The sequence below is a fragment of the Bacillus sp. AFS077874 genome, from assembly GCF_002566505.1.
Classification (GTDB): Bacteria; Bacillota; Bacilli; order Bacillales; family Bacillaceae_G; genus Gottfriedia.
Genome location: NZ_NUYF01000012.1, coordinates 53,286 through 66,071, shown reverse-complemented (window position 1 = coordinate 66,071; position 12,786 = coordinate 53,286). Strand labels below are relative to the sequence as shown.

Below are 12,786 nucleotides of genomic sequence, written 5' to 3'. Positions count from 1 at the left end.
ACTATTCTCCTTTCTTTCCGGTAACAGCAAGGAAAATTTCCTCAAGGTTCGGTTGTTTTTCCACGTATTCCACTTTTTTTGGTGGAAGAATTGCTTTTAATTCATCCAATGTTCCTTGTACGAGTATCTTACCTTCATGTAAAATCGCAATGCGGTCAGCTAATTGTTCAGCTTCTTCTAAATATTGTGTTGTGAGAAAAACGGTAATACCAGCATTCGCCATATCACGAATCACTTCCCACAATGCTAAACGTGCTTCAGGGTCAAGTCCAACAGAAGGCTCATCAAGAAAAACAAGTTCAGGTGACCCAAGTACTGTCATTGCTAAATCCAAGCGTCGCTTCATACCGCCTGAATAAGTAGCAAGAGCACGATTACCAGCTTCAACTAAATCAAAACGACGCAGACTTTCTTCCACTGCTTCTTTCCGATTAGGCAAATGGCGAAGTTTTGCTACTAAATCGAGATTTTCACGTCCTGTCAAAATATCATCTACTGCAACGTTTTGTCCGGTTAGACTAATTTTTTCACGTACTTGTTGTGGGTTTGTTTGAAGGTTGGCATTACAAACTTCAATTTCCCCTTTATCCGCTTGTAATAATGTAGTCAAAATTTTAATGATAGTTGTTTTACCGGCACCATTAGACCCTAGTAAAGCGAAGACAGTGCCTTTTTCCACTTCAAAATCTACACCTTTGAGAACCTCAATTTCTTTGAAGGATTTTTTTAGCCCTTTCACTGAAATTGCTGTATTACTCATAATCATTTCCCTCCCATATATGAAGTTGAAGGCGCGTTTCACTGCGTCCTAGCGCCTGCAACTGTTTTTGTATATATCACGCTATTTTTTCTTACCCACACGATCTAGAATGCTTTTGTTCAAATTATTGCGTAACTTATCATCCCATCTTTTCGCTTGATCGGTAAGTCCATTAGCAAATGCTGTCAAGTCTTCTCCTGTTACTTCCAATACGTCCTTGCCATCTGCCGCACCAGCTTCAAACAAATCAATGAGATCATATTGGATTCTCAGCATATCCATGCCACTTCCAGAGGCGAAACTCCACATATAATTGCAGATTGTTTTATAGGCTTCTGAGTAGTTTCCAGGCAAAGCTTCCACACGCGCCATCATTTCTTTGTACTCTTTTTTGTCATCAAGTATCTTTTTGATAAAATTTATCATGATATTTAGCCCCCAATTTTATTTTTTATTCGTCCATATTTTTACTTGCTGTTCTACTCTACGCTCAATGTCTTTTTTCAAATCTACTTGACTTGCTAATATGCTTGCCGATTCTCCATCAAGTTTTGAGAGAGCCATCAATTCGTCAGCAAATGCCGCCACGTCTTCACCCGTAACATCTAGTACATGCTTGCCTTCTGCTGAGCTTGCTTCAAACAGTTCATACAAATTGATAATTTCTTCACCAAATCCATATCCGAAATTCCACATGTATTTTTGAATCTTCTTGAACACAAATGCGTAATCTTTCGGAAGGGCATTTACTTTTTTCATAAATGCTTTATATTCCTTCTTGCTTTCTAAATCGCCAATGATTAGCTCTATAAATTTCTTCATATTACTTCTCCCCTTTTAAGCTATTTATTTTCGTTGAAACAAATTCCCATTTTTTCCAAAATTGCTGTAATTCCTCATGCCCAGCTTCCGTTAATGAATAAAACTTACGAGGTGGGCCCATTTCAGAACGTTTTTTCTCGATATTTACTAATTCCTTCTTTTCGAGCCTGATCAGAATCGTATAGACTGTACCTTCGACAACCTCTGTAAAACCTAAATCATTAAGGAGTCGAGTAATCTCGTAGCCGTAAGTATCACCTCGACTGATGATTTCAAGTACACAACCTTCTAATGAACCTTTGAGCATTTCTGTTAAATTTTCCATGACTTACACCTCCTCTATTCTTTGGTTAAATTAGTTTTCGGTCTAAATTGAATAGATAAAACCGTTTTTCAAGCTAATTAGTAATACAGATATTCAGTGTCACTTAGTACCGGTTTAAAAAAATATCTAAAATAGTCAATGAATCAAGGATTTCATATGATAATTTTTAGATGAACTCTTTTTAGCTATCTAGCGTGACTGATATTCAGTGTTACTTAGTAATAGTATATTGTATTACTAAGTAGAGGAAATGTGAACCGTTTTATAAAAAAATTTTATAACCATTTTCAACTATTTAGTATTACAGATATTCAGTATTAATTAGTACTAATACATAGTAACACTAAGTAGTGTAATTTTCAAGTTGTTAACAAAAAAATTAGAGTTTTGTTTTACCAACTAAAAGTGAGTAGTAATGTAAATAAAAAATTTTCTTATGTTTTTAAAGATTATACTTCCTGGTATAAAATTTTGCAGTGATCACAAAAATAGAAATAGAAAAACAATTGACTTATATGAATACTTGCTCATATAATAATATTATATATGAATACATGCTCATATATACATGCATTTTACATTACAGATAACTGGAGGTAACTCTCATTGACGAATGATAATATTCAACCATGCGAACTTAATCATGAAAACAAACAACACTTAGATGAAGAAACATTATTTGTAGTATCTCAAACATTTAAAGCTTTAAGTGACCCAACTAGAATACGGATCTTAAATTTATTATGTACGAAAGAACATTCCGTTAATGAGATTGCAGATATTTTAGATTTGGGTCAATCTACCGTTTCACATCAATTGCGATTTTTAAAAAATTTACGATTAGTCAAGTTTAGACGTGAAGGTACTACTCTCTTCTATTCACATGACGATAACCACATTATGAATTTATTAAAACAGGCAATTGAGCATGCTGCACATACCTAACATTTTTATAAATAGGGGGAATGAAAGTGGGACATAATCATGAACATACTCATACCCACAATACAAATAAAAAAGTATTACTAATTTCATTTATCATTATTACAGGCTATATGATTATTGAAGCAATTGGCGGTTATATAACAAATAGTCTTGCACTATTATCAGATGCTGGTCATATGTTAAGTGATTCAATCTCACTAGCAATCGCGTTAGTTGCATTTAAATTAGGTGAAAAAGCCGCAAGCAAAAGTAAAACATTTGGTTATAAACGATTCGAAATACTTGCAGCAGTATTAAATGGCGTCACGTTAATTTTGATTGCACTCTATATTTTTTACGAGTCGATCAAGCGTTTCACAAATCCACCTGAAATAGCGTCAACTGATATGCTAATAATCAGTGTAATTGGTTTATTAGTTAATATACTGGTGGCCTGGATTATGATGCGTGGTGCAGACACCGAAGAAAATATAAATATGCGCGGTGCTTATTTACATGTCTTAAGTGATATGCTTGGTTCAGTTGGTGCGATTATTGCTGCACTACTAATGATTTTCTTTGGTTGGGGCTGGGCTGATCCGTTAGCAAGCGTGATTGTTGCCGCTTTAGTTTTGAGAAGTGGCTATTATGTCACAAAAGCTTCTATACATGTGTTGATGGAAGGAACACCAAAAGAAGTCAATCTAAACGAAGTGATTCAACTAATAGAAAAAACAGATGGGATTGAAAGTGTACATGATTTACATCTTTGGACGATTACAAGTGGTCTAAATGCCCTTTCTTGTCACGCTGTGGTGGATGACCAATTAACAATTGAAGGGAGCGAAATTATTTTACGTAAAATTGAACATGACCTTGAACATAAAGGTATTATGCATGTCACAATTCAATTAGAAACAGCAGCTCATAAACACGATAATTCAATCCTTTGTCAATTAAAGAATGAGCCCTCTTCTCATCACCATCATCATCATTAAAAGAACTATAAAAGAGATAGATACATTCTATCTTTTTTTTTCTTAATACTTCACAAAAAATGTGGTAAAACACATGATTAATAATCCTAAAGTGAATCCAGTAAAGATAAAACCATGACATTGATTGTTCATGAAGTTTTTTTGGACTCAACTAACAATATGTAATAACTGAATTACAATACTATATAAGTTAAAAAACATAATTATATATTCTACTTAATCATCACACAATTCCTCATGTTTATAAAATATTGAATAGTCCATCGAATCATTTAGATTCTCTGGACTATTTTTATATCATCTACTATAAGGGGTACAGTCTACTAATTGGTGCTTTTGGTAATTTAATAGGTTACTTTACCGATACGTATCATTGTTCATACAAAGTAATTGTTAGTGTTATTTAATGAATTAGCAATTTGTCTTATTCCTTTTTCAATATCTGTAGGTTCACAATTGGAAACGTTGATTTTTAATATTTTTTCTTGAAAAAAGTTATCTAAATAGTTTTGCTTAATAGATTTAACCTGAATATTATGTTCATTTAATTGGTTAATTAATGTCGTCATATCTACTTGCTTGGGCAAAACAATATGACTGTGCATTACGAGATCGGTTGCGTACTTGAAATTTATTAAATGGGTTTTGAAAGACGTTTGAAGTATTTGAGCACGAGCTAGATATTTATCTCTGACTTGTTTTTGATAATGTTCAAACATACCACTTTTTAAATACAGCTCTATAGCTGCTTGTGAAATCATCGAACTATCGATATCAATTACTGTTTTAAATTGCTGAAAAGTTTCTATTAACGAATCAGGTAAAACTGCTATACCAATACGTAAACCTGGGAACATAATTTTCGAAAAACTTTTCAAGTAAATAACACGTCCATGCAGATCATTTGCAAACAGAGGATCATTTTTATTCATATATTCAAAATCTGCTAAATAATCATCCTCTACTATATAAACATTGTATTTATAAGCTAATTTTAAGATTGCTAATTTTTCTTTTTTATTATAGGAAGTACCTAATGGGTTTTGAAATCTAGGCATAGTATAAAAAAATTTTATATCACCCTCACGGAAAATTTGTTCGAGTTCTTGTAGATTAATCCCCTCTATTGTTCGCTTTATCCCTATTACAGGTAATTTATATAGTTTTACTAAGTCAATGTATAAATGATAGCTCGGCTGCTCTACTAAAATCCTAGTTTTATTGTTTGAAAAAGGCATAGTACTCAGTAAAAAAAGAGCTTGCTGAACGCCTGAAGTAATAAATATTTGTTTTTTTTGAGCAAATACTTGATATGATTTTAATAATTTTTCAACCTCCTTTATTAAAGACGGTAGGCCCTTATCGGTACCGTATCGAAATAAGTCAGCTTGAAACGTATCAATTGCTTTATTTAAACAATGTTGGAAATCTTGATACGGAAACGAATGCCAATTAGGAGCTGAAGTCGCAAAATCAATTTTACTCGTTTTAAATGGCTGTTTAAACATCTTATGCTCCACTACATAAAAACCACTTTTGGGTCTTGCATAAATAAGGTGTTGATTTTCTAATTTCTCAAGTGCAGTAAGGATACTACTATTACTACAAGAAAATTGATTCGCTAAATTTCGAATTGATGGAATCTTTGAACCAGCTTTTAACTCTCCAGATTGAATTTGAGTAAGTAAAGATTGATATACATATTCATATTTAAGCATTATATAACTCCTTTAAAGGATCCTGTATTTTCCCTGTATCGGTACAGATGTCAAATTTTTAAACGTTACAATTTTAAAATGCACATAAAATATAAGCATCGGCCGGTTCAAAATTTAGTTTAGGGAGAGATGTATTTTGCGAATACAAAAAACAAAACAAACTCTTTCATTGAAAGATTCAATCGAATCACGTCGTAGTATTCGAAAATTTATTCAAGAAACAATTCAAGACGAAGAAATCCAAGAAATTTTCAAACTTGTTAGATTAACACCCAGTGCATGGAATGTTCAACCATGGCATTTTCATATTATTAAGGATATTCAACTTAAGGAAAAACTTCAAGAAGCAGCTTATGGTCAGAGACAAGTAACCTCTGCTCCAGCAGTTGTGATTATTTCAGTTGATATGGAGAATTCAATTAGCCGTTTATCGGAAACAATCCATCCTGGTATTTCTGAAGATCGAAAGCAAATTGAAATAGCTAATCTTACATCAGTTTTTGAAAAGATGAGTAAAGGAGAACAATTAGCATGGGGTCTAACACAGGCAAATATTGCACTTGGTTTTCTATTACTAGCGATTCAAGGTCTTGGTTATTCAAGCGTGCCGATGTTGGGTTTTGATCAAGCGAAAGTTAAAGAACTGTTAGGTCTTCCCGAGCATGTAGCTTTTGCTGCTATGGTACCCTTTGGTCACCCAGACTCAGATGGTTATGAACATCATCGCTTTGATTTAGATAAGATTATTACTTTTCATTAATAACAAGGAGCAGGCTTTTTAAACCTGCTCCTTTCAACCATATGGTTGAATCCTCCTGTACCGATACAGATACAAATTATTTACCTCGATAAGAATTACTTTTTTACATAAAATTAGCATTAACAGTTCTGATTAATAGGGGGAAAACATTATGACCGATAATAGAAAAGCTTATATAGCGATTACTATTTGTTCATTAATCATTGGGTTATCATTTCTTTTTGTAAAACAAACGTTAACAATAGCATCACCACTTGATACCTTAGCACATCGTTTTACAATTGCCTGGCTTGCTGCCACAATCATTTTAATCTGTAGAAAAGAAAGTATTAGGATTAAGAGAGGTGATTTAATTAAAATTTCATTTCTTGCCACATTTTATCCAGTACTATTTTTCTCATTGCAAATTTTTGGACTAATGCATACAACCTCCTCTGAAGCAGGTGTTATACAGGCTACAGTTCCAATATTTACTTTGCTACTAGCTAGCTTACTATTAAATGAATCATCAACAATTGTACAAAAAATTGCGATATTCATTTCTGTTCTTGGGGTCATGTATATTATGTATATGAATGGAGTTAAGGACATTAATACTAGTATCGTAGGTAGTATCTTAATCTTATTATCAGCGCTAGCAAACTCAATATATAATGTTTTAACAAAAAAACTCCTTCAACAATATTCATTATTTACGATCACATATTTCATTACTCTTATTGGGTTTATTGTATTTAACGGAATTACTCTATTTTTGCATTTAAGGAATGGAACAATTCAACAATTTATCCAGCCTCTTAAACACAATGATTTTATAATTGCTATATTATATTTAGGGATTTTTTCTTCTTTAGGTACATCCTTTCTTTCAAATTATGCTTTATCAAAATTACCGACTTTTCAGATAAGTGTATTTCAAAATCTATCTACACTTATTACAATTTTAGTTGGTATTCTGTATCTCAAAGAGTCATTCCATTATTATCATATAATTGGTAGTTTTCTTATTATCTTTGGGGTTGTTGCTGTAAATTACTTTAATAAGAAAGTAATCCTAGATAAGCATATTCGTAAAATAAATATGTAAATTTATTATTCATAAGAATTTTGATAACAATTTAGATGAAGTTCAAGTTGCTAACTAAGATACTAAATCTTTATATTAAAAAAACATAATAGCTTTATCTCTTTCAAGTAATGTTTTAGATAGAGTAACGTGAAATAAATAAATGATTTAATAATTAATATTTAGTTTATACGTAAAAATAAACAGGTCCTTAATAATCGAGGACCTGCTTGTTTTCGTTTATATAAAAACTATATTAATTAGTCTTTTATAAATGTTAGTAAAGCTTCATTAAATTCTTTTGTATGCGTTGCGTTTAACCCATGCGGACCACCCTTAATTAGAGCGAGCTTACTACCAGGAATGGCTTCATATGTACGTTTTCCACTTAACTCAAAAGGTACAGTTGCATCAGAGTCACCGTGAATAATAAGAGTAGGTATATCGAACTTTTCCAAGTCCTTTCTAAAATCTGTCTTACTAAAGGCCGTTATGCAATCTAGCGTTCCCTTAGGTGAGGCACTAGCTGCAATATCTCGATTATATAATCGGAATGGCTCACTAACTAAATCTGTTTGATTACCCGCCGCGAAAAATCCCTTCGTAAATTTGTCAAGAAATGCAAGGCGGTCATTTATCACGCCACTTTTGAATTCTTCAATTGTTGAATCATCTAATGCTCCTTCAGGATGATCCTCTGATTTGTATAAATAAGGAGGAACTGCTCCAGCAAAAACAGCCTTTTCAATACGTTTTGTTCCATACTTACTAATATATCGAGCTACCTCACCTCCACCCATAGAAAAACCTACAAGTGTAACATTTTGAAGATCTAAATGTTCTAACAGTTTATGTAAATCAGAAGCAAATGTATCATATTCATATCCTTCCCACGGCTGAGATGATTTTCCAAAGCCTCGACGATCATATGTTATGACTCGGTAACCTGCTTCAATAAGGGCTGGCACCTGATATTCCCAAGAGCGTCCACTTAAAGGCCAACCATGTATTAAGATGACGGGTTTCCCTGAACCATGGTCCTCATAATAAAGTTCAATTGGAGCATGATTTTCTTTACCTACAGTAAATTTTCCCATCTAAATTTCCTCCCATGAATTTTCATTATTAAACCTATATTCTTGCTTCTCTGATCAAAAAACTTTTTACTCTAAAACATTTAAACTATTTTTTTAGTAAATGTTTAAGATTATTATATTCGTAACTACTAAAATTGTAAAATTATTCCAAAAACATTAAATCAATTAATATCTTAGTTTACAATTTAAATAGTCTGAATATTAGGTATAAAGCCACTTTTTTAACTTTGGAATATTATGGTAAAATTAGGATGATTTTAACAAAGGAGGGTATGTATGACTAAGACAATTGGTCTTATTTGTGGTAGTTTACGTAAAAACTCTTATAATCGAATCATTGCTCAATCATTAACAGAGATGGCTGATTCCCATCAATTTCGTTGGATCGAGATTAATGATCTACCTTTATTCAATGAAGACTTAGAAACAAATATTCCGGAAGCAGTTACATCATTTAAATCTGCTATCCAGGACGTTGACGGTATCATTATTGTAAGTCCAGAGTACAATTCTGGCATTCCAGGCGTATTAAAGAATGCATTGGACTGGGCATCAAGACCTCGAGAATCAGCTGTTCTTAGTAAAAAACCGGTTGGTGTAATTGGTGCAACCCCTGGGGGATTAGGTACTGTCTATGCTCAAATACAAATCAGAGAAATACTAGAAACAATGCAAGCTCATGTCCTTCCATTTCAAAAAATGCTGATTTCCCAAGTACATGAAAAAATTGATTCCGATCATAAAGTACTTACTGACGAACGAACAAAACGATATCTTCATCGTTATTTACAACAATTTATCAATTGGATAGATAAAGCTTCTGTTTTAGATTAATAGAAGTCCTAAGTATTTAAAAGTCAGTCTAACTTTTTTCTGTTTTTTGAGAAACTGATTGTAACACACGAAGAAATTTGATAATTTTCCAGTTTTAAACTTTCATCGATTACTTAATTTTTAGGAGGAATACATAATGTCTGATCTCTATTCTCGTATTAATAAAGATGATGCTGTCGTTCTTTTAGTGGATCATCAAACTGGTCTTATGGCTGGACTAGTTCGTGATTATGGTGTTGATGAATTCAAGAACAATGTTTTGGCTCTTGCTCACACTGCTAAGTTTTTTGATTTACCTGTTATTTTAACAACGAGCTTTGAAAACGGGCCTAATGGACCACTTATGCAAGAATTAGTTGATCTTTTTCCTAACGCGCCAAAAATAGCACGTCCTGGACAAATTAATGCATGGGATAATGATGATTTTGTAAAAGCAATCGAAGAAACTGGAAAAAAACAACTTATTATTGCTGGCGTAGTTACGGATGTTTGCGTTGCTTTCCCAGCACTTTCCGCTATAAAAGCTGGTTATGAAGTATTTGCTGTTACTGATGCTTCAGGCACTTTTAGCAAACAAGTTGCAGATGCCGCCAATACGCGAATGGCACATAGTGGCGTGCAACTTTTGAACTGGTTTAGTGTAGCGTGCGAATTACAACGCGATTGGCGCAATGATGTCGAAGGTTTTGGTAATTTGCTTGCTAGTAATCTTCCAGGTTATCAAAATATAATTGGAAGTTATATGGCAGCTCAGCGAAATCTAAGTAAACAAAACGTATGAATTTTAGCGCTGATTTAATCAGCGCTTTTTTTAATTAGAAGTAAAGTTCATCTGACCTTTACTTTGGTTAATCCGTAAAATGGTAGCGCAGGCATAAGCACCCACGCTACCATTTTCTATTTAATATTTAATCTATTTGCTATTACTTAAGCAAATTATAAATAAGGGAGAACCACCGGCTTCTACACTTAATTTCGGTATAAACACTTACAGAAAGTTTTTTATTAAGTACTCGTTAATTTGGTTATATTCATGCTGGTAAACAGGTCTTCCGATGGTCCCATATATAACCTTGACATCAAGGATTCCTAAATCCTTTAAAAAGTTCAGATACTTTCTCGCTGAAACCCTTGAAATGCCAACAACATTTGCCACTTCTTCGGTGGAAAACGGTACCTCTTTCAATTCCTGAACAGCTTCCCATACTTGCTTTAAAGTATCCTTAGTCAATCCTTTTGGGAGCTCTTCAACTATTGCAGTTTCCTCCCTATGTAAAAGATAATTATCGAGCTCTTGTTGGCTGACTGCTTTCAGTTTATCGGTAAACCGGGTCTTTTGCTGATAGCTGACAAGAGCAGCATTGAACCTTTCAAATTCAAAAGGCTTTATTAAATAATCGACAACACCGTATCTTAATGCCTTTTTGATTCGCTCTAGATCTGATGCTGCCGAAATAATAATTACATCAACTTCAAGTTCATTTTTCCTGAGGTACGTCAATAGCTCTAAACCCTGTTTGCCTGGCATAAAAATATCCAGAAGTATAAGCTGTATCTCTTCCTTTCCAAGTAAAAGGATAGCATCATCAACTGAATTGGCTACTGTAGTCAAACGGAAACCACCAATCTTAGAAAGGTATCGTTTATTGATTTCCGCCACCATAGGATCATCTTCAACAATCATAACATTGATCATGCCTTTTCATCCTCTGCTTTATAAGGTATGTACACCGCAAAATTCGTTCCCTTTCCCGGCTTAGAAGAAATGATTAGGTCCCCTTCTAGTCTTTCAATCCCCTGAGCTAAAAGATATAGTCCGACCCCGCGGTTATCTCCTTTTGTGGAGAAGCCTTTATCGAATATTTTATTTTGTATTGCTCTTGTCATTCCCATACCTGTATCCTTAACCTCGATTGTTAAAATATCCTCAGCGTAATCAAGCTTTAAGTCAACTTTTTTGACAGCACTGTTCGCTATCGCTTCCATTGCATTATCGACAAGGTTTCCAATAATCGTTATGAGTTCTTGGGTGATTCCCGGGTTCACAGGCTGGGGAATCTTATTAGAACAATCAAATGATAGTGATGCACCTGACTCTCTTGCAAAGCTTAGCTTGCCAATCAAAAATCCTGCTAGAACCGGATCCTGGACATTCTTGGTTACAAAACCCATTTCCATTTCCCGGTGGTTAACTGTTTCACTCACATAGTTCGCAAGTGTATCGTATTGTTCTGTACGGACAAGGCCAAGAATAACATGCATCTTATTCATGAATTCATGGGCATGAGCACGGAGGGCATCCGCATAATTGCGCACACCTGTGAGCTGTTCGGCCAATAACTGAACTTCCGTTTTATCACGGAATGTAGCGATTGCTCCAACCGGTTGATTCCCCACCACTACCGGTACCCTGTTTACCAAAATAGTAACTCCATGCAGATCCTGTTCCTGATCAACCTCTGTTTCTCCAGACTGCAAAATACGGGTTAAGCGGGTCTCTGGCAAATAATCTTCTATTTTGAGTCCTTTTGGATTCCCTTCTAGGCCGGCTTTATTAAAAAGCTTTTGGGCAGCCCTGTTTACAAGGGTAATTTTCCCTTCTTGGTCAATGGCTATAATTCCCTCACGCACCGACTGGAGCATGGAACTCCGCTCTTCAAGCAGCCTAGCAATAGCGAACGGCTCGAGGCCCAATAGGATTTTTTTGATAAACCTGGCCAAGCCCACCGCACCGGTTATCCCGATTAATATTCCGATTATTGTCCCGATCATCATCCCCATCCGACCTTTATGTACAGCCTTCGTTACGTTTTCCAAAGAAATCCCTACCGCAACAGCGCCGATTTGTTTTCCATTTGAATTCATTATTGGTGCAAATGCCCGCATGGATGGGCCGAGAATCCCCTTGGAGATAGATACATACTCTTTCCCTCGAAGGACCGGTCCCTCATCTCCTCCTCTGAATCTCTTTCCAACTTCACTTGGATCCGGATGGGAAAGCCGGATTCCTTTCATATCCATGACGACAATAAAGTTAACATGTGTTAAATCTTTTATTTGATTAGCAAAAACTTCTATTTCTGTCGAATTTGTTTTCCCCTCAAGTGACCCAATTACTTGCGAGTTAAGAGAAACGATCTTTGCAATATTGAGTACCTTTTCTTTCTGTGTCTCTTCAACACTGGAGGTAATTCTCTTACTGATTAGCAAATCGGTTATACCTAGTGACAAAGCGACAACAAGGCATACAAAAATAATGATGATAGCTTGTAAACTAAATCTACCTTTTTTCATAATCTCCTCCAGGTTATCTGCTTAATGATAGTATGAATAAGGTTTATCCATTACATACTAAGAGACCGCGAAGCTCTATGGAAGAGCTTTGCAGTCTCTATATTAAATCAACTTATTAGTGAAATTTCTCCCGCCACGATTTGGTTAATCAAGGTATGGTAAAGAAATAAAGATGGAGTCAATGTAAA

The 12,786-nt window shown here is 34.5% G+C and carries 14 protein-coding genes; 6 read left to right on the top strand and 8 right to left on the bottom strand.

Annotated elements, in window-relative coordinates:
• Position 1: 1 nt before the first annotated feature.
• The 4 genes from COJ46_RS13065 to COJ46_RS13050 form a co-directional block, all read right to left on the bottom strand.
• Positions 2–760 carry an ABC transporter ATP-binding protein gene (locus tag COJ46_RS13065; protein WP_097976036.1) on the bottom strand — a complete coding sequence of 253 codons (759 nt, stop codon included), beginning with the start codon at positions 758–760 and terminating at the stop codon, positions 2–4.
• 81 nt (positions 761–841) lie between these two features.
• Positions 842–1,186, bottom strand: a complete 345-nt coding sequence (locus tag COJ46_RS13060; protein ID WP_097976037.1) for a DUF1048 domain-containing protein — start codon at positions 1,184–1,186, stop codon at positions 842–844.
• Positions 1,187–1,204: 18 nt separating this feature from the next.
• A complete protein-coding gene (locus COJ46_RS13055) occupies positions 1,205–1,582 on the bottom strand; it encodes a DUF1048 domain-containing protein (RefSeq protein WP_097976039.1) in 378 nt (125 codons plus the stop codon).
• 1 nt (position 1,583) lies between these two features.
• The gene (locus COJ46_RS13050) at positions 1,584–1,907 is read right to left on the bottom strand and encodes a PadR family transcriptional regulator (RefSeq protein ID WP_097976041.1); all 324 of its coding nucleotides are present in this window, start codon (positions 1,905–1,907) and stop codon (positions 1,584–1,586) included.
• A 606-nt stretch (positions 1,908–2,513) separates the two neighbouring features.
• On the opposite strand from COJ46_RS13050, the gene COJ46_RS13045 reads away from it, so the two are divergent.
• Together COJ46_RS13045 and COJ46_RS13040 are read left to right on the top strand one after the other, a co-directional pair.
• Positions 2,514–2,852, top strand: coding sequence for an ArsR/SmtB family transcription factor (locus COJ46_RS13045; RefSeq protein ID WP_286133545.1), 339 nt, complete (start codon positions 2,514–2,516; stop codon positions 2,850–2,852).
• Between the two features lie 20 nt (positions 2,853–2,872).
• Entirely contained in the window at positions 2,873–3,829 is a 957-nt protein-coding gene (locus tag COJ46_RS13040; RefSeq protein ID WP_097976043.1) for a cation diffusion facilitator family transporter, read from the top strand.
• A 377-nt stretch (positions 3,830–4,206) separates the two neighbouring features.
• Here COJ46_RS13040 and COJ46_RS13035 read toward each other — a convergent pair whose 3' ends face one another.
• Positions 4,207–5,547 carry an aminotransferase-like domain-containing protein gene (locus COJ46_RS13035; protein WP_097976045.1) on the bottom strand — a complete coding sequence of 447 codons (1,341 nt, stop codon included), beginning with the start codon at positions 5,545–5,547 and terminating at the stop codon, positions 4,207–4,209.
• Positions 5,548–5,683: 136 nt separating this feature from the next.
• On the opposite strand from COJ46_RS13035, the gene COJ46_RS13030 reads away from it, so the two are divergent.
• Both COJ46_RS13030 and COJ46_RS13025 read left to right on the top strand, forming a co-directional pair.
• On the top strand, positions 5,684–6,307 hold the full coding sequence (locus tag COJ46_RS13030) for a nitroreductase family protein (RefSeq protein WP_217993260.1): 624 nt from the start codon (positions 5,684–5,686) through the stop codon (positions 6,305–6,307).
• A 151-nt stretch (positions 6,308–6,458) separates the two neighbouring features.
• Positions 6,459–7,394, top strand: coding sequence for a DMT family transporter (locus COJ46_RS13025; RefSeq protein ID WP_097976046.1), 936 nt, complete (start codon positions 6,459–6,461; stop codon positions 7,392–7,394).
• Positions 7,395–7,633: 239 nt separating this feature from the next.
• Here the strand turns inward: COJ46_RS13025 and COJ46_RS13020 are convergent, their stop codons facing one another.
• Positions 7,634–8,470 carry an alpha/beta fold hydrolase gene (locus tag COJ46_RS13020; RefSeq protein WP_097976048.1) on the bottom strand — a complete coding sequence of 279 codons (837 nt, stop codon included), beginning with the start codon at positions 8,468–8,470 and terminating at the stop codon, positions 7,634–7,636.
• Positions 8,471–8,746: 276 nt separating this feature from the next.
• Between COJ46_RS13020 and COJ46_RS13015 the strand changes: the two genes are divergently transcribed.
• Together COJ46_RS13015 and ycaC are read left to right on the top strand one after the other, a co-directional pair.
• Positions 8,747–9,304 (top strand): NADPH-dependent FMN reductase, encoded by a 558-nt coding sequence (locus COJ46_RS13015; RefSeq protein ID WP_097976049.1) that lies wholly within the window; start codon positions 8,747–8,749, stop codon positions 9,302–9,304.
• A 136-nt stretch (positions 9,305–9,440) separates the two neighbouring features.
• Positions 9,441–10,085 carry an isochorismate family cysteine hydrolase YcaC gene (gene ycaC, locus COJ46_RS13010; protein ID WP_097976051.1) on the top strand — a complete coding sequence of 215 codons (645 nt, stop codon included), beginning with the start codon at positions 9,441–9,443 and terminating at the stop codon, positions 10,083–10,085.
• Positions 10,086–10,292: 207 nt separating this feature from the next.
• On the opposite strand, the gene COJ46_RS13005 is transcribed toward ycaC, so the two are convergent.
• Positions 10,293–11,000 carry a response regulator gene (locus COJ46_RS13005; protein ID WP_097976053.1) on the bottom strand — a complete coding sequence of 236 codons (708 nt, stop codon included), beginning with the start codon at positions 10,998–11,000 and terminating at the stop codon, positions 10,293–10,295.
• A complete protein-coding gene (gene dcuS, locus COJ46_RS13000; protein ID WP_097976054.1) occupies positions 10,997–12,598 on the bottom strand; it encodes a DcuS/MalK family sensor histidine kinase in 1,602 nt (533 codons plus the stop codon). Before dcuS ends, COJ46_RS13005 begins: the two co-directional genes overlap by 4 nt.
• Positions 12,599–12,786: the final 188 nt, after the last annotated feature.